The 22,459-nt window shown below is 36.1% G+C and carries 19 protein-coding genes; 5 read left to right on the forward strand and 14 right to left on the reverse strand.

Features of this window, described 5'->3' with window-relative positions; genetic code table 11:
- Positions 1-23: 23 nt before the first annotated feature.
- Positions 24-2,261: an ATP-binding protein gene (locus ACJTDF_RS03840; protein WP_407965024.1), complete on the reverse strand. Its 2,238-nt coding sequence runs from the start codon at positions 2,259-2,261 to the stop codon at positions 24-26.
- A gap of 188 nt (positions 2,262-2,449) precedes the next feature.
- Here ACJTDF_RS03840 and rirA point away from each other — a divergent pair, with 188 nt between their 5' ends.
- Genes rirA through ACJTDF_RS03855 form a run of 3 tightly spaced genes read left to right on the forward strand, consistent with a single transcriptional unit; the run spans position 2,450 to position 4,610 of the window.
- Complete coding sequence (gene rirA, locus ACJTDF_RS03845) at positions 2,450-2,905, forward strand: iron-responsive transcriptional regulator RirA (protein WP_407965025.1); 456 nt, start codon at positions 2,450-2,452, stop codon at positions 2,903-2,905.
- Positions 2,906-2,931: 26 nt separating this feature from the next.
- The gene (locus ACJTDF_RS03850; protein ID WP_407966216.1) at positions 2,932-4,125 is read left to right on the forward strand and encodes a bifunctional 2-C-methyl-D-erythritol 4-phosphate cytidylyltransferase/2-C-methyl-D-erythritol 2,4-cyclodiphosphate synthase; all 1,194 of its coding nucleotides are present in this window, start codon (positions 2,932-2,934) and stop codon (positions 4,123-4,125) included.
- Positions 4,122-4,610, forward strand: coding sequence for a CinA family protein (locus ACJTDF_RS03855; protein ID WP_407965026.1), 489 nt, complete (start codon positions 4,122-4,124; stop codon positions 4,608-4,610). Before ACJTDF_RS03850 ends, ACJTDF_RS03855 begins: the two co-directional genes overlap by 4 nt.
- Positions 4,611-4,633: 23 nt before the next feature.
- Here the strand turns inward: ACJTDF_RS03855 and ACJTDF_RS03860 are convergent, their stop codons facing one another.
- From ACJTDF_RS03860 to tpiA, 13 genes are all read right to left on the reverse strand, one after another.
- A complete protein-coding gene (locus ACJTDF_RS03860; RefSeq protein ID WP_407965027.1) occupies positions 4,634-5,095 on the reverse strand; it encodes a type II toxin-antitoxin system RatA family toxin in 462 nt (153 codons plus the stop codon).
- An 8-nt stretch (positions 5,096-5,103) separates the two neighbouring features.
- Positions 5,104-6,060, reverse strand: a complete 957-nt coding sequence (lipA, locus tag ACJTDF_RS03865; RefSeq protein WP_407965028.1) for a lipoyl synthase — start codon at positions 6,058-6,060, stop codon at positions 5,104-5,106.
- Positions 6,061-6,134: 74 nt separating this feature from the next.
- Entirely contained in the window at positions 6,135-7,595 is a 1,461-nt protein-coding gene (gene lpdA, locus ACJTDF_RS03870; protein ID WP_407965029.1) for a dihydrolipoyl dehydrogenase, read from the reverse strand.
- A 224-nt stretch (positions 7,596-7,819) separates the two neighbouring features.
- The gene (locus ACJTDF_RS03875; RefSeq protein WP_407965030.1) at positions 7,820-9,142 is read right to left on the reverse strand and encodes a pyruvate dehydrogenase complex dihydrolipoamide acetyltransferase; all 1,323 of its coding nucleotides are present in this window, start codon (positions 9,140-9,142) and stop codon (positions 7,820-7,822) included.
- Positions 9,143-9,156: 14 nt separating this feature from the next.
- Positions 9,157-10,512 (reverse strand): pyruvate dehydrogenase complex E1 component subunit beta, encoded by a 1,356-nt coding sequence (locus tag ACJTDF_RS03880; RefSeq protein WP_407965031.1) that lies wholly within the window; start codon positions 10,510-10,512, stop codon positions 9,157-9,159.
- 16 nt (positions 10,513-10,528) lie between these two features.
- Positions 10,529-11,569 carry a pyruvate dehydrogenase (acetyl-transferring) E1 component subunit alpha gene (pdhA, locus tag ACJTDF_RS03885; protein ID WP_078680384.1) on the reverse strand — a complete coding sequence of 347 codons (1,041 nt, stop codon included), beginning with the start codon at positions 11,567-11,569 and terminating at the stop codon, positions 10,529-10,531.
- 111 nt (positions 11,570-11,680) lie between these two features.
- The gene (locus ACJTDF_RS03890; protein ID WP_407965032.1) at positions 11,681-12,022 is read right to left on the reverse strand and encodes an FtsB family cell division protein; all 342 of its coding nucleotides are present in this window, start codon (positions 12,020-12,022) and stop codon (positions 11,681-11,683) included.
- Positions 12,023-12,147: 125 nt separating this feature from the next.
- Positions 12,148-12,552 carry a TM2 domain-containing protein gene (locus ACJTDF_RS03895; protein WP_407965033.1) on the reverse strand — a complete coding sequence of 135 codons (405 nt, stop codon included), beginning with the start codon at positions 12,550-12,552 and terminating at the stop codon, positions 12,148-12,150.
- A 113-nt stretch (positions 12,553-12,665) separates the two neighbouring features.
- Complete coding sequence (eno, locus tag ACJTDF_RS03900; RefSeq protein ID WP_407965034.1) at positions 12,666-13,934, reverse strand: phosphopyruvate hydratase; 1,269 nt, start codon at positions 13,932-13,934, stop codon at positions 12,666-12,668.
- Between the two features lie 82 nt (positions 13,935-14,016).
- Complete coding sequence (gene kdsA / locus ACJTDF_RS03905) at positions 14,017-14,853, reverse strand: 3-deoxy-8-phosphooctulonate synthase (protein ID WP_407965035.1); 837 nt, start codon at positions 14,851-14,853, stop codon at positions 14,017-14,019.
- A gap of 35 nt (positions 14,854-14,888) precedes the next feature.
- Positions 14,889-16,517: a CTP synthase gene (locus ACJTDF_RS03910; RefSeq protein ID WP_407965036.1), complete on the reverse strand. Its 1,629-nt coding sequence runs from the start codon at positions 16,515-16,517 to the stop codon at positions 14,889-14,891.
- Between the two features lie 140 nt (positions 16,518-16,657).
- Positions 16,658-17,095, reverse strand: coding sequence for a preprotein translocase subunit SecG (gene secG, locus ACJTDF_RS03915; RefSeq protein ID WP_407965037.1), 438 nt, complete (start codon positions 17,093-17,095; stop codon positions 16,658-16,660).
- A gap of 79 nt (positions 17,096-17,174) precedes the next feature.
- On the reverse strand, positions 17,175-17,939 hold the full coding sequence (gene tpiA, locus ACJTDF_RS03920) for a triose-phosphate isomerase (RefSeq protein WP_407965038.1): 765 nt from the start codon (positions 17,937-17,939) through the stop codon (positions 17,175-17,177).
- Between the two features lie 154 nt (positions 17,940-18,093).
- Between tpiA and ACJTDF_RS03925 the strand changes: the two genes are divergently transcribed.
- Together ACJTDF_RS03925 and ACJTDF_RS03930 are read left to right on the forward strand one after the other, a co-directional pair.
- The gene (locus ACJTDF_RS03925; protein ID WP_407965039.1) at positions 18,094-19,983 is read left to right on the forward strand and encodes a peptidyl-prolyl cis-trans isomerase; all 1,890 of its coding nucleotides are present in this window, start codon (positions 18,094-18,096) and stop codon (positions 19,981-19,983) included.
- Positions 19,984-21,009: 1,026 nt separating this feature from the next.
- Positions 21,010-22,416 (forward strand): amino acid permease, encoded by a 1,407-nt coding sequence (locus ACJTDF_RS03930; RefSeq protein ID WP_407965040.1) that lies wholly within the window; start codon positions 21,010-21,012, stop codon positions 22,414-22,416.
- Positions 22,417-22,459: the final 43 nt, after the last annotated feature.

A 22,459-nucleotide genomic window follows, 5' to 3' on the forward strand; every position in this document is an offset into this window, starting at 1 on the left:
TCACCTATCTCATGATTTGTGATCTATGTAACACTTTTATGCTCTGCTTTATCTACCGGAAACACCATACGAATCATCGCACCACGGCCCTCATAAAAATTTTCTAATGCATCATGCAATTCCATGTAACCACCATGATCTTCAATAACTTTACGTACAATGGCTAACCCAAGCCCTGTTCCCTTCTCCCGCGTTGTTATATAAGGTTCTAATAATTTATGCCTTTGCTCCTTAGGAAATCCTTTACCGTTATCAATAATCTCAACAATTAAACACTCTTCTTGACGATAAGAGCGTATCAGAATATGACCGCAAACACTTTTTTCTCGCGCCACTGCATCAATTGCTTCACTCGCATTTTTGATAACGTTTCCAAAAGCCTGAACAATAAGACGATTATCAAATGCACCTATCAATGGTATATCTCCTAAATCTTTCTCAAAATGAATATCACGACGAGTAACTTCTATCAAGAAACACGCTTCATGCAATAATTCCCGTATATCTAAAATACGCATTTGCGGTTTGGGCATACGTGCAAAAGAAGAGAACTCATCGACCATACACCCGATATCTCCCACCTGCCGAATAATCGTATCAATACACTGATCAAAAACTTCTCGATCCTGTGTGATAATTTTTTTATAACGCCTACGAATACGCTCAGCTGATAACTGAATAGGCGTAAGGGGATTTTTAATCTCATGTGCAATACGACGCGCAATATCCGCCCATGCTGATGAACGCTGTGCTTCTACGAGATCCGTAATATCATCAATTGTTAACACCCATGACTGTTCCTGTCCATCATTCTCTTCCATTGTCATTTGCACATTACAAACACGCTCTTGTCCTGCAACTTTTAAAGTCACTTGCTCATGATAATTCTTACGCCCTAATGAACAAGCAAGCTTAAAAACCTGTCCAATTTCAGAACTTAACGATACAAGATTACGCCCAATAACTTGCTCAGAATGAATACCAAACATTGTTTCAATAGACCGATTAATAATTGTAATATTGCCATTAACATCAATTCCAGCTACTCCTGCTGTTACACCAGATAAAACAGCTTCAGAAAATCGCCGTCTCTCATCAATTTGATCACGAACTGCAATCAGCTCATTACGCCGGCTTTTAAGCTCACTGACCATATAATTAAAAGTCTTTGACAATTGTCCAATATCCCCATCTCTTGCACGTACCGGTACAAAAACTTCCATATTTCCAGCAGCAACATCATCAGCTGCGCTAATAAGAAGCCGAATAGGACACACCAAACGATCAGCGACAGCAATACCAGTCCAAATAGCTGATAAGAATAAACTTAAAAAAAGGCACAAATAAAGCATACCAAATGCAATTTGTGTTGGTAACCGATTTTCATTCAAATCACGATAACGCTCTGTGTTAACTTCCGTCAAACGCAAAGCAGACAAAACACTTTGATCAACATCACGCACTAAATACAAAAATGTGTTTGAAATATTATTAAATTTCAAAATAATACCAAAATAATCGTGAACTCCTGGCTGAAAAGAGAAAGGCCTTGCACTAGTTGCTTGACCAATTAGATGAGGTGGTGGAATAGGAAGCTGTTCCTCATCACCAAGATCACTTGATGCAAAAACAGTTCCATTTGAGCTTAATAAAAAAACCCCTCGAAGATTACGCCCTACAGCATGACGTGTTAATTGCATTCGATACTCAGCTGGATTACGTGCTAGAAGTCTTTTATCATCCAGTGCTAATGCCATAGCATAGGATAAATTCTTCAAATTTTGAAGCATTTCATCTGCGTAAGCATTCGCTAGATCAATAGAGGAACCTACAATTTGTCGAGTCGTCGTATCAAACCATCGATCAAGGCCTAGATGAAGAGCAGGACCAGATATAAGGGCTACAGCAACAGCTGGCAATGTTGCAACAAGCGCAAACAAAGAAATAAGTCGTACATGAAGACGCGAACCAGCACGCCTTGATCGCCAAGCATAAATAATGGGAATTACCTCATACAAAACAATGGCTATAAGTCCCAAAACCCAAATACTATTAATAGCTATAAAAAATAATGTTACAGCCCTATTGGGAACAACAGGCGTTAATCCAATAAGAATAATAAACGAGATAGAAGCGGTCAGCAAAGCTAATACAATAATTGTGATACCCAAGAACGTATACACACTATTCAAACGTCGCGACTCATCTTTACCGATGTTTTGATCTAAGTTTTGGAGATTCGTCACGGATGTTATATTCATAATTACCTTATGTTACTTAATTACCTTATGTTACTTACTTCATTGTTCTCATATAAATCCTTATGTCAAAAATTGACAATACTATGATTTAAAATATAACTAATCTAAAATTAAGAAAGAGCTTCCATGTTTTTAATAGGAGCTTTTAAATAGGACATATTATTCAGTAATATTTCATAGGACTTGCAATGCGATTAACCAAACAAACAAATTATGCACTCCGGATGCTCATGTATTGTGCTGCTAATCAGGGAGCACTAAGCCGTATTCCTGAAATTGCCAGAGCATATGCTGTTTCTGAACTTTTTTTATTCAAAATCCTTCAACCGCTAGTCGAAGCGGGCTTTATGAAAACAGTAAGAGGACGTAATGGTGGTGTTAAACTAGCTAAACCTGCAACAGAAATTTCAGTAGCTGATGTTATTAAGATAACAGAAGATAACTTTTACATGGCAGAATGCTTCGATAATAAATTAAGTAATTGTCCACTAATAAATTTCTGTGGTTTAAATATTGTATTGAAAAAAGCTTTAGACTCTTTTTTTGATGTATTATCACTGACATCAATTGCTGATCTGCAATTATTATCCTCTCAACATCAATTTAAAATTGATGCAGGAAAAAATAGACAATTAGCTAACTAAGATAAAATTTCAAAAAGGAACTCGATATTTCTATTGCAGCCATAATATTAGCTGCCGGACGCAGCAAAAGAGCAGGTTCTCCAGAAAGTGGCCCTAAACAATACCGGATTTTAGGACAAAAACCGGTTATTTATCATACTATACATTGTTTTTTACAACACGCTTCTATTACACCTATTGTTTTGGTTATCCATCCAGATGATCGTCAAATATGTGAAAATGCTATAGCTGATTTGAAAGAACACCTTATCATTGTTGAAGGAGGTGATACACGTCAAATTTCTACTTTACATGGATTAAATGCACTCAAAAATATCAAGCCAGAATATATTCACATTCATGATGGTGCACGTCCTTTTGTAGAAAAAAAGCTTCTTGAACAAATACATACTATTGTTAATCATCGAGAAGGTGTTCTCCCCGTCATTCCTGTCTCCGATACCCTTAAACGTTTAGATAATACAAACCATGTTGTAGATACAATCCCACGGACAAATATGTATACCGCACAAACACCACAGTGTTTTCCATTTGAACTCATTTTAGCAGCTCATGAAAAAGCAATACAATCTCACCAAAAAAATTTTACTGATGACTCAGCGATTGCTGAATGGTTCGGAATCCCTATGCAAACAATTCCTGGAAATCCTAATAATATAAAAATTACGTGGCCAGAAGATTTTGAAATCGCCTATTCATATTTTAAAAAAAGGACGCAAATGTTCCCTGATATCCGTACTGGACATGGTTATGATGTCCACGCTTTCGAAAAAGGTGATTATCTCACTTTGTGTGGTATAAAAATCCCTTTTAAAAAGAAATTAAGTGGACATTCTGATGCTGATGTTGCTCTTCATGCTTTAACAGATGCTCTTTTAGCAACTCAAGGAGCAGGAGATATCGGAACTCATTTTCCTCCTTCTGATCTTCAATGGAAAGATACATCATCAGAAATTTTTCTTTGTTATGCCATTGATATAATTAAGAAAGCAGGTGGTCGTATTGCTAATGTGGATATTACCTTAATTGCTGAAGAACCTAAAATTAGCGCCTATCGTCATATAATGATAGAAAACTTGATGAACATACTCACACTTTCAACCAATCGCATCTCTATTAAAGCAACAACCAATGAAAAACTTGGTTTCATCGGTCGTGAAGAAGGAATTGCAGCTCTTGCAGTTACCACAGTTATTTATCCAGGAGAAATTCCACAATGACATACTTTTGTGAAACACTAGCGAATGCTGTCCTTAAAGTTTGTCGTGAAAGAAATTTGCTTCTAACCACTGTAGAATCTTGCACAGGAGGACTTATTGCTGCAAATCTTACCAGCATTGCAGGATCATCAGATGTATTCGACTGTGGATTTATTGTTTATTCAAACGAATCTAAAACTAATCTCGTTGGTGTATCCCCTAAACTTATCAAAACATATAAATCAGTCTCAAAAGAAGTTGCTATTGCAATGGCTGAAGGTGGACTGAAATATTCACGAGCTTCAATTTCAGTTGCTGTAACAGGCATTGCCGGACCTGGAGGAGTATATTTAGATAAGCCAGTGGGACTTGTCCATTGTGCAACAGCTTATAAAAATCACGCAACCATGCATCAAGAAATGCGTTTTGGGAATTCTGATCGGAATGTTATTCGCCATATAACTGTTGAAAATGCTTTAAAGCTTATTCTTAAATATTTCCAATGATATCCCTTTAATAATTGATAAAATCATACTGTTGGGAAACCATAAATTTGATGTGCACGTTTTTCAAAAGCATCAGTAAATTTATTAAAAGCAATACTAAACATTGACCCCATAGCTAACCCAAGCATTTTACTCTTAAACTCATAATCAATAAAAAATTCTATATCACATGCATCTTTATTTTTAATATCATGAAAGACCCAACGATTATCAAGATATTTGAATGGACCATCAATATATTTCACTTCAATAAGATTTTCTTTCGGATGAAGAAGCACTTGAGTTGTAAAAGTTTCTCTAAACACCTTATAACCCACTGTCATATCAGCAAAAAGCAAAATCTTTTCTTCATGTTCCTTTCGAGAACGTATAATCAAAGCCTCACACATGGGTAAAAATTCAGGATAACATTCAATATCGGCAACAAGCTCAAACATTTCATGAGCAGTATGAGCAATTTTCCGATGTGTCGTAAAAGTCGGCATAATTATCTCTATTGGGAAAATTTTGCAGCACGTGCTTTTTGCAAAGCTTCAAAATCATCTCCCGCATGGTGAGATGAACGTGTCAAAGGATGAGAAGCCATATGTAAAAAACCCTTTACTTTGCCAATTTTGGCAAAAGACTCAAATTCTTCAGGAGTTACAAAACGAATTATAGGATGATGTTTTCGCGTAGGCTGCAAATATTGCCCAATCGTCATAAAATCAACATCTGCAGAACGCAAATCATCCATCAGTTGAAGAATTTCATTCCGTTCTTCCCCAAGCCCAACCATAATTCCTGATTTTGTGAAGATTGTTGGATCAAGTTCTTTAACGCGTTGTAATAACCGAATCGAATGAAAATAGCGTGCTCCTGGACGTACCTTCAAATATTTTGATGGCACTGTTTCCAAATTATGATTAAAAACATCAGGCTTAGCAGCAACAACAATTTCCAATGCACCATCCTTATTACGAAAATCAGGCGTTAATACTTCAATTGTTGTCGTTGGAGCTTTCTGGCGAATAGCGTAAATAACTTTGGCAAAATGCCGTGCACCACCATCAGAAAGGTCATCACGATCAACAGATGTAATAACAACATGCTTCAATTCCATCTGCACAACAGCGTCTGCTACGCGTTCTGGCTCATTATTATCAACTGCAAATGGAATACCTGTTGCAACATTACAAAAAGCACAAGCTCGTGTACATATTTCACCTAAAATCATAAAGCTGGCATGTCGTTTACTCCAACATTCGCCAATATTGGGACAACCTGCTTCCTCACACACGGTAACCAATTTATTGGTACGCACCACATTATGCGTTTCCTTATATATTGGCGACACTGGTGCTTTTACACGAATCCAACTCGGTTTTTTCTGAATACTTGTATCCGGAAGATGTGCCTTTTCAGGATGCCGCATACGCCTACTCGTAACTTTATCAAGCACCGTAACCATTCAAGACCTCTGTCTTTTAGATATAAAACATTGATAAAAAATCACATAATCCAGATTTGCATATAACCTAATCATTAAGCATTTAAAACCTGATCATAAGCATCTAACACACTCTCTTTCATCATTTCTGATAATGTCGGATGTGGAAAAATAGTGTGCATTAATTCTTCTTCTGTTGTCTCAAGATTCATAGCAATAACAAAACCTTGAATGAGCTCTGTCACTTCTGCCCCTACCATATGCGCACCAAGAAGCTGTCCTGTTTTTCTATCAAAAATAGTTTTAACTAATCCTTGATCTTCTCCTAAAGCAATTGCCTTACCATTCGCTGAAAAAAAGTAGCGACCAATACGTATATCATAACCTGCTTCTTTTGCCGTCATTTCTGAAAGTCCTACAGAAGCAACTTGTGGCGTACAATATGTGCATCCTGGAATTTTCGTTTTATCAAGAGAATGGGCACTCTTCAAACCAGCAATATGTTCAATACATATTACACCTTCTTCCTCTGCCTTGTGGGCCAACATAGGAGGACCAGCAACGTCACCAATAGCGTAAATTCCTTTCACTCCTGTCCAACTCCATTCATCAGTAACAATGCATCCACGATCAGTTTTGATACCTAATGCTTCTAATCCAAGGTTTTCAATATTACCTTGAACCCCAACGGCTGAAATCAATCGATCAACTATTACTGTTTCTATCTTACCCTTAACATCAATATGCGTTGTAACAAAATCAGCAGTTTTTTCAACTTTGATCACTTTTGCTTCAGTAAGAATACGTATACCCTTTTTCTCTAGCTGTTTACGAGCGAATGTTGAAATTTCAATATCTTCAACCGGCATAATTTGAGGCATCATTTCAACAACAGTTACCTCAGCACCCATATCATGATAAAAAGAAGCGAATTCAATACCTATCGCTCCAGATCCCATCACTAAAAGAGACTTTGGCATAACAGGAGGAACCATAGCTTCAAAATAAGTCCAAATGAGTTTTCCATCTGGTTTAATATCAGGAAGAACACGAGGACGTGCACCAGTAGCAATAATTACATGCCTTGCTTGATAAGCTCCTTCCCCCAATACCCCTTTAGGAACTGGATTTTGTGGCTGCATAACTTTTTTTGATGATGCAGAAACCATAATTTCTACAGGCTGATTACCTTTAGCTGCCTTTGTTAGTTTCGCTTCACCCCAAATAATATCAATTTTGTTTTTTTTCAATAAAAAACCAACACCAGCATTTAAACGTGCTGAAACCCCGCGAGAACGTAGTACAACATCTTTAATATCGACTTCTATGGAACCATTAAGCTTTAATCCATAATCTTTTGCATGCTCAGCAAAATGTTTTATTTCTGCGGAACGTAAGAGTGCTTTTGTTGGGATACACCCCCAATTTAAGCAGATCCCGCCTAAATGCTCACGTTCAACAATTGCAGTCTTAAAACCACATTGTGCCGCACGAATCGCAGTTACATATCCACCTGGTCCTGAACCAATCACAATCACATCATAAAGACCTGCCACAATAATCCCTCCATGGATATATGCAAAAATGGATATGTATTATCCAAACTTTAAACTGAAAATTAACAGATAAACTTCTTTCATATATACCGTTTCAAATACTATAGAAAAACTTTATTACATCAAAAGAGATTATAAACCATCATATCAAATTATTGAGATCCATCTCCTTCAGTACATTCTTCCACACTCTTAAGCACATAAGCACAATATTTAAAAATAATTTAAATTAACATCGTTAATGGATTTTCAATGACCTTCTTAAAAGTCTGAGCAACTTCTGCCGCTAGTGCTCCATCAATAGCGCGATGATCAACTGAAAGAGTAACCGACATAACTGTTGCTATTGCTAATGCACCATCCTTAACAATAGCACGCTTCTCGCCTGAACCAATTGCAAAAATCGTTGCATGCGGCGGATTAATAATAGCAGAAAAATTTTTTATACCGTACATCCCCATATTTGATACAGCTGTTGTCCCTCCTTGGTATTCTTCCATTTTCAATTTACGTTCACGAGCACGCGTTGCAAGATCTTTCATTTCATTAGAAATGATTGCCAAAGATTTCTCTTCTGCACAGCGAATAATCGGTACCATTAACCCATTCGGAACAGAAACAGCAACGCCAACATCACAGTGTTTGTGATACAGCATTCCATCCTCAAGCCATGATACATTAGCATCAGGTACAGCTTTCAAAGAAAGCGCTACAGCTTTAATAATCATATCATTGACGGATAGCTTATAAGCAGGTTTCATACCTTCTTGCATCTCAACCATTGGAACAACAGCGTTTAATTGCGTACGTAATTCCAATAACGCATCTAATTCGCAATCTATAGTTACGTAAAAATGTGGTACCATCTGCTTTGATGCAACTAAACGCTTAGCAATTGTTTTACGCATATTATCATGGGGTGCGAATGTATATTCATTCTCTTTAAACAATTGTAAAATCTGTCTATCAGAAGTGCCTGAAGATATCGACTGATCGATATGCAGTGAATGAGAACTTGCAATACCATTATTCAGAGCTTTCTCCACATCGCGTTTAATGATACGCCCATGAGGACCAGTGCCAGAAATAAGTAATAAATCGATCCCCACCTGAGCTGCCAATCGTCTCGCTAAAGGAGATGCAAAAAGACGTCTATTATCCCCATTTTGTCCTACTAATTGCTGATTTGTTGATGAATGAGCAGCTTGCACACTTACTGATTCCACCGATTGTTTAATAACTGGCTCTTTCACCACAACAGAAGAAGTTTCTTCTGCAATTTTTGCAGCTTCAAATAGATCCTCACCCTCTTCTGCTAAAATAACAATCAGACTATTGACTTTAACTCTCTGTGTTCCAGCAGGTATAACAATTTTAGCAACCGTTCCTTCATCAATAGCTTCTACTTCCATTGTTGCTTTATCTGTTTCAATTTCAGCAATAATATCACCACATGCAACCTTATCACCTTCTTTGATATTCCACTTTGATAAATTTCCTTCTTCCATTGTAGGAGAAAGCGCAGGCATCGTAATCTTAATAGGCATAGTGTTCTCCTCAATTATGCTTTATAAGTTACAGCCTTAACGGCTTCGACAATTTCAGCAATATTTGGCAAAGCCAATTTTTCAAGGTTTGCTGCATAAGGCATAGGTACATCCTTTCCAGCAATTGTAGCAATTGGTGCATCAAGATAATCAAAAGCCTGTTGCATAACACGTGTTGCTATTTCAGTGCCAACAGATGACTGAGGGTAACCTTCTTCAATTGTTACCAAACGACCTGTATTTTTAACTGAAGCAATAATTGTTGGTAAATCCATTGGACGAATAGTGCGTAAATCAATTAATTCAGCATCAATGCCAAGCTTTTCAATTTCCGGCAATGCTTGAACCGCATAATGCATTCCAATTCCAAAAGAAACAATTGTTACATCCTTACCAGATTTATGGATCCGCGCTTTGCCAATAGGTAAAATAAAATCATCCATCTTTGGAACTTCAAACTGATGACCATAAAGAATTTCGTTTTCTAAGAAAATAACAGGATTGTCGTCACGAATAGCGGCCTTAAGCAAACCCTTAGCATCTGCTGCATTATAAGGCATAATAACCTTAAGGCCTGGCACATGACTATACCATGCAGCATAACACTGCGAATGTTGAGCACCAACACGCGCAGCAGCGCCATTGGGACCACGGAAAACCATAGGAGTAGACATTTGTCCACCAGACATATAACGAGTTTTTGCCGCTGAGTTGATAATTTGATCTATCGCCTGCATAGCAAAGTTAAATGTCATAAACTCAACAATAGGACGTAAGCCTCCAAATGCAGCACCAACACCCAACCCTGCAAAACCGTGCTCTGTAATAGGTGTATCAACAACTCGGCGTGCACCAAATTCCTCTAATAAACCTTGACTAACTTTATAGGCACCCTGATATTGTGCTACTTCTTCTCCCATTAAGAAAACTGTCTCATCGCGCCGCATTTCTTCAGCCATAGCTTGATTAAGCGCTTCACGCACTGTCATCATAATCATTTCGGTGTTTACAGGAATATCAGGATCAGAAGCAATTTCAAAAATAGGTTGTACCGGGACTGATAGCATAGTAGCAGTCTCTCCTCCTTGTGATTTATTTAAAGTTTGTGAAATATTTTCAGCACTTTCACCTTCTTCCAATAATACTGCAATAACAGTATTAACTTTAACATTTTCAGTACCTTCAGCTACAAAAATTCTACCAACAATACCCTCATCAATAGCTTCCACTTCCATTGTTGCTTTATCCGTTTCAATTTCAGCAATCACATCACCAGAGCTAACTTTATCACCTTCTTTCTTAAGCCATTTAGATAGCTTACCTTCTTCCATTGTTGGCGAAAGTGCCGGCATTAAAATATCAATGGGCATACTTGCTTCCCCTGTTTTAAACTAAAATATCAGTATAGAGTTCAGAAGAATCTGGCTCTGGATCATTTTGTGCAAAATCCGCTGCATCAGCTACAATTGCACGTACTTCTTTATCAATAAATTTTAAATCATCCTCACTTGCCCAGCCTTGTTTAATCAAACGACTTTTTACTTGATTAATCGGATCTTGCTCAGATTTTATTTTTTCTACCTCTTCCTTTGATCGATATTTCGCTGGATCAGACATAGAATGTCCACGATAGCGATAAGTCTGCATATCAAGAATAATTGGTCCTTTACCCGAACGTGCCCAAATAATTGCTTCATCAGCTGCCCCTTTCACTGCACGAACATCCATACCATCGACGGCAATGCCTGGAATCTCAAAAGAAAGACCCCGGCGAGAAAAATCAGTTTCTGCAGATGCACGTGAAACCGATGTTCCCATAGCATATTGATTATTCTCAATAATATAAATAACAGGAAGTTTCCAAAGCGAAGCCATGTTAAAACTCTCATAAACCTGTCCTTGATTTGCAGCTCCATCACCAAAATAAACTAATGTTACATTATCTTTACCAAGATACTGATTCGCAAATGCCAAACCTGAGCCAATTGGAACCTGCGCACCAACAATACCATGTCCCCCATAAAAATTTTTTTCCTTAGAAAACATATGCATCGAGCCCCCCTTCCCTTTGGAAAAGCCACCTTGACGCCCCGTTAATTCGGCCATCACACCACGTGGACTCATACCAGCAGCTAACATATGACCATGATCACGATAAGATGTGATAATTTGATCACCTACTTTTGTTGCTTTTAATGTACCAGTAACAACAGCTTCTTGTCCGATATAAAGGTGACAAAAGCCACCAATCAAGCCCATACCATACAGTTGTCCTGCTTTTTCTTCAAAACGCCGAATCAAAAGCATTTCACGATAAGCATCAATTTCTTCTTCTTTGGTGAAATTAGCTATCTTTGCCGTTTTAGTGGTATCTGATGATGCAGCATACACTGTCGACATAGAATTTTTTTTAGCCCGTCCTACCATACTTAAACTCCCTTCGATGATTATTAGAAATAACCTCTACGAATAAAAGTTACAAGCATTATAAATCAGTTCAAACTATACTATAGTAACTGTTAAAATATCTTTTTCAGCTTAATTCATTTCTAGTTCATTCAGATCAGTAGGAGAAATTAAAATTGTTAGCTCATTCGGCTTGGAAAAGTTTAAATTTTTCCGGACATACTCATCGAGCATATCCTTCTCAATATGCCCATCACGTAAAAGAGAAATACGCTTTTCAATAGATATCCGCTCAGTTTTTATTTGACGAAGTTCTTCTTTTAACTCAATGATATGTTGATTAATTTTACTACGTGAATAAAGTCCATATTTTCCATGATAAATATGATAACTAAAATAACTCAACACTCCCACTGTTATCAGTGGTAATATAAAGCGCGCTTTTATTGATCTCTGTTTTTGTTTTGTCCACATACAGCACAGTCTTTTTAATATTTGTTTCAACTATGCATTACTTTAATTAACACCTCATTACCAAAACAACCATATACAAGTAATCTATTGCTATTTTTAAGCTGTCTTTCCATAACAAAGCTCTACTAATGTGTAATTTTGTTCCCGTTTTTGTCAGTAAAGCTTCCTGCTAAAATAAAGACAAAATCAAGAATTGCCCAAACCGCAGTAACTATTAACCCTACGACTGATAAAGAAAGAACAAGCATTACAATACCAGTCCCAACTTTACCAACTATAAAGCGATGAGTACCAAACATACCAGTAAACCAACAAATAAGTGCGAGCATCAATTTTAATTGCTTTGTTTCCTTTTTTAAGATCGGAAATACAGACTTAACAACTTCATCTTCACATACAAAATCAAGATAGTCACCAATTTGTGGTGGATTTTTTCCTAACCAATCGCAAATTGCAAATTGATAACGCTTACCATCATCACCTGATATAAGATAAACGTCCTGTTCTTGGCTAATAACTATACCCCTCATTCTTACTCCCCAAAGAAAATCGCTACATTAAAACGCTATGCATAAATACTTAAATTTATCAGTGTAAATTATATTTAAAATACAATGTTTTTCTATCTTTCTGCTAAAAACCATTAATGATAAAAATTACCTGCATAACGAGCCTGTGTTCCTAGCATTTCTTCAATACGAATAAGTTGATTATATTTCGCCAATCTATCCGAACGCGCCAATGAACCTGTCTTAATTTGTCCACAGTTAGTCGCAACTGCAAGATCCGCAATCAGAGAATCCTCTGTCTCACCCGAACGATGAGAAATAATAGCACGATAGCCTGCTTTATGGGCTATTTCTATAGCATCAAGAGTCTCACTTAGAGTACCAATCTGATTCACTTTAATAAGAATAGAATTAGCCGCACCCATTTTGATACCATTGCGTAAACGTGCTGAATTTGTAACAAACAGATCATCACCAACCAGCTGACATTTTTTACCAATCGAATCGGTCAGCAACTTCCAACCCTCCCAGTCATCTTCAGCCATCCCATCTTCAATTGTAATAATAGGATAAGTATCAACAAGTTGAGTCAAATATTTTACCTGTTCTTGTGTATTACGATATTTACTCTCACCTATGTAAAAATATGAACCATCTTTATAAAACTCTGTTGAAGCACAATCTAAACCAATAGCAATTTGTTCACCCGGTTTATATCCACATGATATTATAGAATCTACAATAAAGTCAATGACTTGACTAGCATTCCTAAGATGTGGCGCGAAGCCACCTTCATCACCAACATTGGTATTATAGCCTGCATTTTGCAAATGTTTTTTTAACATATGAAAAACTTCAGCACCATAACGAACTGCTTCCTTCAGTGTAGGAGCGCCAATTGGAATAATCATAAATTCTTGAAAATCGATTGGATTATCAGCATGAACACCCCCATTCATAATATTCATCATTGGAGTGGGAAGAACATGCGCTTGCGTACCACCAATATAACGATACAAGGGTAAGTTTAATGATTCTGCTGCGGCTTTTGCAACTGCCAATGAAACACCAAGAATAGCATTAGCACCAAGACGAGCTTTATTAGGTGTTCCATCTAAAGCAATCATTGTTTGATCAATTGCTCTTTGGTTTCTTGCATCTTGTCCGATAAGGGCCTCAAAAATTTCACCATTAACTGCAGCAACAGCATTTTCAACACCTTTACCTTGATAACGTAGACCACCATCACGAAGTTCTACAGCTTCATGTGCACCCCTCGATGCTCCTGAAGGAACAATAGCACGACCAAAAGCTCCATCTTCTAAATGAACATCAACTTCTACAGTTGGATTACCGCGACTATCAAGAACCTCACGCCCAATAATACCTACAATTACAGTCATACGAAACCCCTCATTCAACGAAAACCTTTATTAACTTTATCCACAAATACCATAGTGCTAAAATACTTCCCATGCTCAATATTTAATTTGTTCTTTTTGCTAAACAATCAAAATCTATCAAAATTTCAAGTAACCTGTATAAATTATCAATTTTGATCATATTTAAACCATCAGACGGTGCATTATCTGGATCTTGATGTGTTTCCAAAAAAATACCGGCTACTCCAATAGAAACGGCAGCACGTGCTAATACTTCAACAAACTGACGTTGCCCACCAGATGAACTCCCTCTACCACCTGGCTCCTGCACAGAATGCGTAGCATCAAAAATAACAGGAACACCAAATGAACGCATAATTGGCAATGAACGCATATCAGAAACTAGACGATTATAACCAAATGAAGTACCTCGCTCACAAAGCATAACGTTAGGATTACCACTTTTAGTCACCTTTTCTAAGACATTTTCCATATCCCAAGGAGCTAAAAATTGTCCCTTTTTAATATTAATAACACGTCCCGTTCTAGCTGCTGAAACTAAAAGATCTGTTTGACGACATAAAAAAGCTGGTATTTGCAAAACATCTACAACTGAAGCAACTGCCATACATTGCTCTTCTGTATGCACATCAGTCAGAACTGGACATCCAAATTCCTTTTTAAGATCAGAAAAAATAGCTATTGCTTTCTCAAGACCAATGCCACGTGTCGCACTTAAAGATGTTCTATTGGCTTTATCGTAACTAGATTTATAAACAAAGCCAATACCAAACTGATCAGTAATTGTTTTAATCCGCCCCGCCATTTCAAAAGCATGATCTCGACTCTCCATTTGACAAGGACCTGCAATTAAAGAAAGCGGTGCTTCATTTGAAAAAATAACATTTCCAACTTTAACGGTGATGTCTGATTTAAACATTTCATTCCTCAAAAGTAGGCAAATAAATTTATAAACTATCCTAACTTACTTTGCTTTATAGTAGCTTTAATAAAAGAAGAAAAAAGTGGATGAGGATCAAATGGACGCGATTTTAATTCTGGATGATATTGCACACCTATAAACCATGGATGATCTAGATATTCTACTGTTTCTGGCAACATGCCATCTAACGACATACCAGAAAAAATTAATCCACATTGCTCTAGTCGATCTTTATAATGAATATTCACCTCATAACGGTGACGATGCCGCTCGTAAATCTTTGTAGTGCCATAAATTTTTGAAATATGGCTACCTTTTTTTAATTCAGCCACAAAAGAACCAAGACGCATTGTACCACCAAGATTTCCAAATGCAGTGCGCTTTTCAAAAACATCTCCCTTGAACCATTCGGTCATTAAACCCACAACTGCATCTTTTGTTTTGCAAAATTCACTTGATGAAGCATTTTTAATATTTGCGACATTGCGTGCAACCTCAATACAGGCTAATTGCATACCCAAACAAATACCTAAAAAGGGAATCTTATTCTCTCGTGCGAATCGAATCGCTTCGATTTTACCCTCTGCACCACGTGCGCCAAAAGCTCCAGGAACTAAAATCCCATGAACTTTTTTTAAATAAGATGTAGGATCTTCTTTTTCAAAAAGCTCTGCTTCAATCCACTCAACATTAACCCTTACTTTATTTGCTGCCCCACCATGCACAATCGCCTCGATAAGAGATTTATAAGCATCTTTCAAACCAATATATTTTCCAACGATTGCAATTGTAACTTCTCCTTCAGGATGATGAATCCGATATGTAATATCTTCCCAACAATCCATTTTTGGTTCAGGAGCACAATCAATTCCAAAAGTAGAAAGAACTTGCAAATCTAAGCCTTCTTTATGATATGCCATAGGCACATCATAAATCGTTGAAACGTCTAATGCCTGAATAACCGCACTTGGACGAACATTACAAAAAAGAGATAACTTGTGCCGTTCTGCTTCTGGAATAGGTCGATCTGTACGCACTAAAAGAATGTCAGGAGCAATACCAATTGCTCGTAACTCTTTAACAGAGTGTTGTGTCGGCTTTGTCTTTAATTCTCCTGAAGAAGAAATATAAGGCATTAATGTAAGATGCACATAAATAGCGCTTTGCTTTGGCAATTCATTATGCAGCTGACGAATTGCTTCAAGAAAAGGCATAGCCTCAATATCACCAACGGTTCCACCTATTTCACACAAGATAAAATCAAACTCTTCATTACCCGTAGTAATGAATTTCTTAATTTCATCTGTAACATGTGGAATAACCTGAACAGTTGCTCCTAAATAATCACCACGCCGTTCTCGTTCAATGATATTGCGATAAATACGCCCCGTCGTAATATTATCTTGGCTATTCGTAGAACAGCCAGTAAAACGCTCATAATGGCCAAGATCAAGATCTGCTTCTGTACCGTCATCAGTAACAAATACTTCACCATGTTGATAAGGCGACATTGTTCCTGGATCAACATTCAAATAAGGATCAAGTTTTCGGATCCGTACGTGATAACCACGAGCCCGAAGTAATGCGGCTAAAGCTGCCGCAGCAATGCCTTTTCCAAGAGAAGAAACCACACCACCAGTAATAAAAATATAACGTGCCATGGGATTGTGATGATAAATAATTCATGATGATTTTTCTAGTAAAAAATGAAAAAAAACAATCTTTATTTCACAAAATAAAAATGCGGAACACAATACTTCATAATGATCTATACGAATTTATATAAAACCACTTAGGCTTATTATTTAGAAATAGGATTACCCACTGGTGGAGGAAGTGGATCTTCATTTTTAGGCACAGCTAAACCATTTTGTTGTTGAGAAGATTCAGGAATACCACCCAATTGATCAATAATAGAAGGCTGAGCTTCATCCCCAACTGATAGTGTACTCTCTGACGTATTCTCTTTTGTTGAATTTTGTTCCGAGTTAATTGGAATACGATTGAGAATATCAGAACTAGAATTTGATAAATTTCCAATCACAATAAGCCCAATCGATATTGCGAAAAAACAAATTGCTAAAAGAGTCGTCAAACGCGTCAATGCACTTTTGGTACCACGGGTATTTATAAAACCTGAACCACCGCCAAATCCACCGCCTTCCGAAGGCTGAAGTAACACAACACCAACCAAAGCGATAACAACCAAAAAATGAATAACAATTAGTACTGTTTGCATAAGTTTTGCTCTTTATAATTACTCACAACTACCTACACATAAATTAAATATAATCCAAGAGGTAATTATGATTTACTCCTTATAATCTACGATAAACATCGCAAATATTTAAAAAATCAACTGCTTTCAAGCTTGCTCCACCGATCAAAGCACCATTAACATGGGGGATGCTCAAAAGCTCAAATGCATTAGACGACGTTACTGATCCGCCATACAGCAAGCGTATTTTATACCCATTATCACCAAAGCGAAAGCTAATCTTTTCACGAATAAAACTATGGATCTTCTCAACATCTGTCAAAGTAGGAATTTTCCCCGTACCTATAGCCCACACCGGCTCATAAGCGATAACTGTATTCTTTCCTGTTGAACCATCTGGCAAAGAATCTTCAAGCTGCTGTTTGATTACATCAAATACCTTACCGTCTTCACGTTCTTCTAACGTCTCACCAATACAAACAAGAGAAACAAGACCTTCTCGCCATGCAGCTTTTACTTTAGCATAAACAACAGCATCATTTTCATTATAGGCTATACGACGCTCTGAATGTCCAATAATCACATAACTAGCTCCAGCCTCTTTAAGCATAAATGCTGAAACATCTCCAGTATAAGGGCCATTCCTGTCAAAATGGCAATTTTGTCCTCCTAAAAGAAGCTTTTCATCATGTAATATATCAGAAGCACGTGACAAAAGTGTGGCTGGAACACAAATAAGTGCCTCAAACAAACGACCCAAATCAGAGCTAACACCAGCAGCAATAGCTCGCAGCTCTCCAAGAGATTCGCCTGTTCCATTCATTTTCCAATTTCCAGCAATCAAAGGTTGGAGATCCGAAGCCATATTTTCACCTCAAAGGCTATCTTAATACATTTTTTGCGTTAAGTATCAAATTATACAACAAAAGCAAGTCTTTAAGCTTGCATCTTCTTCATCTTTATTGCAAATTCTATCCTTGTTAATAATCAATATACCCAATTATAGGATTAATAGAATAATGCTTAAGACCATAAGAAAGGCTGTAAATTCTTGGGTTGCCAAGATTTTTCTTACCACTTTGCTTTTATGCTTTATATTTCTATGGGGTGTACCACAATTACATATAATGAATGAAAAGGAGCTTCTTACTTCTGGGAAATCTACAATAACTATTGATAATTATCGTCTCGCACTTGCTGATCAAAGTTTACGTTTAGCGATTACTTCTCATCTTGGACGAATGTTTACACCAGATGAAATACAGAGATATAAAATTCCCGTTTTTGTACTAAATCAGTTGCAACAGGATGTCCTTTTTGATGAACAAGCGCGTAAAATGAAAATTAATCTTTCAAAAGATATGCTAGCTCGGATCATTGGTAACGATAATATTTTTCAACGTAATAGAACCTTTAATCGCGATTTATTTCTCAACTATCTTCAACAATTACATACTAACGAAAGGAATTTCTTAAACTATTATACAAAAAAAGAAAAACGTAATCAGCTTATTTTAGCTTCATTATCTGGTATGAAAGCACCAGATATTTTCTACAAAGCACTTGCTACTTATCACGAAGAAAAACGCATCGCTGATTACCTCGTTATAAATCTAAAAAAAGGGGAAAAAGTTGCTGATCCTAATCAAGAGATATTAGAAAAATGGTTTGATACTCACAAGAAAAAATTTCGTGCTCCAGAATATCGTACTGTCTCTTTATTATCTATAACATCAGAAGAATTTTTAAAACCACAAGACGTCTCAGTAAATGAAATACAGACTTATTATACTCAAAATGCTTCGCGTTTTATTATTCCTGAAAAACGTATAATTGAAGAACTACGTTTCTCTACACGTGAAGCCGCTGATAATGCAGCAAAAAAAATAGCCGAGGGCTTAAGTTTTGATGCCTTAGTTAAAGAAGAGAAAAAAAAACTCAGTGATATAACGAAGGGACCTCTAGCAGAAAATGAACTTCCTAATCATTTAGCATCTGAGATTTTTGAGCTCAAAAAAGGGCAAATTAGTGCTGTCATTAATGATCTGCAAGGCCCTGTAATTATTCGCGTTGCACATATTACGCCTTCAACTCCAATTCCCCTTCAAAAGGTAGAAAAAGAGATTCGCCAAATACTTGCCAAAAACTATGCTACAACTCATGTACGTAATAAGTATACAGAAATTGAAAATGCTCGTTTTGAAGGTGCTTCTCTTGCAGAGCTGGCAAAACAATATAAATTACCTCTACGCAAAATTACTATTGATCAAACAGGAAAGACAACTGAAGGAATATCACTCACAGACTTACCTCAGAAAGATATTTTATTAAATGCTATTTATCAATCACATGAAAGTATTGATATGGATCCACTTTCTCTTCCAGAAGGAGGATATCTTTGGTATCAAGTAGATACGATTATTCCTGCCCGTGATAGAACACTTTCAGAAGCAAAACAAAACGTGATTATTCAATGGAAAGAGGAAGAAATTCAGCGTCTTCTTGATGAAAAAGCTCAAGATACTCTCAAACAACTAGCTAAAGGAAAAAGTCTTGATGCTCTTGCAACAGAGCTTGGTATTATAAAACAAACAACTCCAGCTCTGCGACGCCAAGATTCCTCACAAATCTTCGGCGTTGAAGGAGTTAAAGCACTGTTTTATAGTCCCAAAGATCATTACGGCGTAGTAAAAGGTGTAAATGCAGAAAATCGTATTATTTATAAAATAACGACATCAATCATACCTGAAGATATTACAGCTCATACTCTTTTACCTGATATACGCACTAATATAGATATGATGATAAGAGAAGATTTAAAATTAGAAATGTTACAAGCTGCAAATAAAGAATATCCTATAGAAATTAATAACTCTAATTACACTCGGATTCTCAATAATTTTCAATAAAGTATTAAGAAAAACATATAGGGAAAAGAAGATAGCTCGAAACTTGTGGGACAACAGCTTTAACTTTCAATTTAGGAGAACTTTCTCTAATTATTTATCCCTGTATATTAATTAGTGCTCCTTCGTTTCAAATTCTATTAAAACATCCGATAAAGCTAAACTTTTCCTCCTCAGCATAACTTTTTCTTGATTTAATACTAGCAGAGCATAATTTATGCTTTTTTGCATTATCATTAGTAATATTAATATTATTTTTCCTCAAAACTATACTGTATTTACTTACCTTTTTAGAAAAAATTTTCTTGACTTGATATGTACAAATTTTATCTCTTATAGTGTGTAAGATTTCTATTCCCACAAACACAACAAGCGAAATGATTACTACAATTAGCTTTGACCACTTTAATTTATAAAAGAAGAAATTATAAACTAATATATATGCCTCTTAACCTTCAACTGCTTCATTCATAAATCTGCTATTTTATTTAAGAGTACTTATTCCTTCCTAAAATATTAACAATAAAAAACAAAAAGTATTTTATTGCTTTTTTTAAAATTTTAAGTGTATAAAGATAAAATAATAATCCCAATATAAGCCTATAATATTGATATACTATTTTGAATTTCAAGTACAGAACATATAATGAAAGTAGATGCAGTCAATGACTTAGAAAAAACAATTAAGATAATTGAAAATCTCCTACAACCAAACAGATATTAGAATACATTGATAAGCACGAAAATAGTTTTTTCTATATAAACGAGAATAACATTTATGCATTAGCCCAGAAAAAAACAATTCAATTTCCAAAGAGTAGTTAAAGTACTATATCTAACTTTCTATTGTTACTCATCCAAATAAAATAATAAAATCATTATCAGCTCACTTCATTTTTTGAATTTATAAGTCATTTAAAACCATTAAAAATGTTTTCTTTTTTACGACTCACTTATATCATGCGTCTATATGAGTAATTGCCTTTTTTAGCGTAATTTAGCCTTAATAATAAGGAGGTCTTCATAAAAATGGACTATAAACAAAATTTAGCTGAAAATCATCAAAGGAAATTACAACGTGGATTGGGCAATCGTCATGTACAACTCATTGCTATCAGCGGTGCTATTGGAACCGGTCTATTCATGGGTTCAGGAAAAACAATTAGTATCTCTGGTCCTTCAATCATATTAGTTTACGCCATTATCGGTTGTGTTCTTTATTTTGTAATGCGCGCTATGGGAGAATTGCTTCTCTCAAATACAGAATACCAGTCTTTTATTGATTTTTCAGCTCATTTTTTAGGACCAAAGATTGGATTTTTTATCGGCTGGACTTATTGGTTATGTTGGATTGTAACCGGAACAGCAGATATTATCGCAATAGCCAATTATGCGCAATTTTGGTGGTATGAACTTAATCCATGGATTCCTGTTTTCATCTGTATTGTTTTCTTTTTAATATTTAATCTCGTAGCAGTAAAATTATTTGGTGAACTTGAATTTTGGTTTGGCCTTATTAAAATTGTAGCAATTTTAGCATTAATCGTTATTGGATCTTATATGATCTTTATTGGCTTCACTTCTCCATATGGTACCGTTTCTTCTCTCCGTAACGTGTGGAATGATGGAGATATTTTCCCTCAAGGTATTGCAGGTTTCTTTGCCGGATTTCAAATTAGTATTTTTTCTTTCGTGGGTATTGAACTAGCTGGAATCACTGCAGCTGAAGTTAAAGAGCCTGAAAAAGTCCTGCCAAAAGCGATCAACTCAATCCCTACCCGTATCGTACTCTTTTATATCTTTTCTCTCATTGTAATTATGTCAGTTACTCCTTGGAATCAGATTGCTGCAGATAAAAGCCCATTTGTCGACATGTTTTTGCTAGCTGGTATTCCAACTGCTGCTGGATTAGTTAATTTTATTGTTCTCATATCAGCTGTATCTTCCGCAAATAGTGGAATTTTTTCTACTAGCCGTATGATATACGGTCTTGCTACTAGACGGGGAGCTCCTAGTTTTTTAGGAAAACTTTCTAACAATTATGTTCCAGCTAATGCACTATTCTTCTCTTGTTTATGTGTTTTATTAAGCTATACACTTTTGTTATTATCACCAACAATTATAAGCGCTTTTACAATTATCACCAGCATTGCAGCAATTTTATTTATATTTGTATGGTCTATAATTTTAATCAGTTATATAATTTATCGTCGCAACTATCCTACGCAGCACATTACTTCTACCTATAAAATGCCAGGAGGTACTTTTATGTGTTGGATTATTTTAGCTTTCTTTGCCTTTATTCTTTTTTTATTGACACTAGAATCTGATACCTTGACAGCTTTAAAATGCACTCCACTGTGGTTTATTTTCTTAGGAATCATGTATTCCATTTTTGGAACAAAAGACTCTATCAATCAAATAAATAAAGGATAATTTCTTTTACTCTTTTATATAAGAGATCACTTTTGGATTAATT

Source organism: Bartonella bennetti (assembly GCF_045945445.1).
Classification (GTDB): Bacteria; Pseudomonadota; Alphaproteobacteria; order Rhizobiales; family Rhizobiaceae; genus Bartonella.

What these genes read in the sequence shown, in the direction of transcription:
- ACJTDF_RS03840 (WP_407965024.1), bottom strand. Translation starts at nt 2,261, where the DNA reads ATGAATATAACATCCGTGACGAATCTCCAAAACTTAGATCAAAACATC.
- rirA (WP_407965025.1), top strand. Translation starts at nt 2,450, where the DNA reads ATGCGATTAACCAAACAAACAAATTATGCACTCCGGATGCTCATGTAT.
- ACJTDF_RS03855 (WP_407965026.1), top strand. Translation starts at nt 4,122, where the DNA reads ATGACATACTTTTGTGAAACACTAGCGAATGCTGTCCTTAAAGTTTGT.
- ACJTDF_RS03860 (WP_407965027.1), bottom strand. Translation starts at nt 5,095, where the DNA reads ATGCCGACTTTTACGACACATCGGAAAATTGCTCATACTGCTCATGAA.
- lipA (WP_407965028.1), bottom strand. Translation starts at nt 6,060, where the DNA reads ATGGTTACGGTGCTTGATAAAGTTACGAGTAGGCGTATGCGGCATCCT.
- ACJTDF_RS03875 (WP_407965030.1), bottom strand. Translation starts at nt 9,142, where the DNA reads ATGCCTATTAAGATTACGATGCCTGCGCTTTCTCCTACAATGGAAGAA.
- ACJTDF_RS03880 (WP_407965031.1), bottom strand. Translation starts at nt 10,512, where the DNA reads ATGCCCATTGATATTTTAATGCCGGCACTTTCGCCAACAATGGAAGAA.
- pdhA (WP_078680384.1), bottom strand. Translation starts at nt 11,569, where the DNA reads ATGGTAGGACGGGCTAAAAAAAATTCTATGTCGACAGTGTATGCTGCA.
- ACJTDF_RS03890 (WP_407965032.1), bottom strand. Translation starts at nt 12,022, where the DNA reads ATGTGGACAAAACAAAAACAGAGATCAATAAAAGCGCGCTTTATATTA.
- ACJTDF_RS03895 (WP_407965033.1), bottom strand. Translation starts at nt 12,552, where the DNA reads ATGAGGGGTATAGTTATTAGCCAAGAACAGGACGTTTATCTTATATCA.
- eno (WP_407965034.1), bottom strand. Translation starts at nt 13,934, where the DNA reads ATGACTGTAATTGTAGGTATTATTGGGCGTGAGGTTCTTGATAGTCGC.
- kdsA (WP_407965035.1), bottom strand. Translation starts at nt 14,853, where the DNA reads ATGTTTAAATCAGACATCACCGTTAAAGTTGGAAATGTTATTTTTTCA.
- ACJTDF_RS03910 (WP_407965036.1), bottom strand. Translation starts at nt 16,517, where the DNA reads ATGGCACGTTATATTTTTATTACTGGTGGTGTGGTTTCTTCTCTTGGA.
- secG (WP_407965037.1), bottom strand. Translation starts at nt 17,095, where the DNA reads ATGCAAACAGTACTAATTGTTATTCATTTTTTGGTTGTTATCGCTTTG.
- tpiA (WP_407965038.1), bottom strand. Translation starts at nt 17,939, where the DNA reads ATGGCTTCGGATCTCCAACCTTTGATTGCTGGAAATTGGAAAATGAAT.
- ACJTDF_RS03925 (WP_407965039.1), top strand. Translation starts at nt 18,094, where the DNA reads ATGCTTAAGACCATAAGAAAGGCTGTAAATTCTTGGGTTGCCAAGATT.
- ACJTDF_RS03930 (WP_407965040.1), top strand. Translation starts at nt 21,010, where the DNA reads ATGGACTATAAACAAAATTTAGCTGAAAATCATCAAAGGAAATTACAA.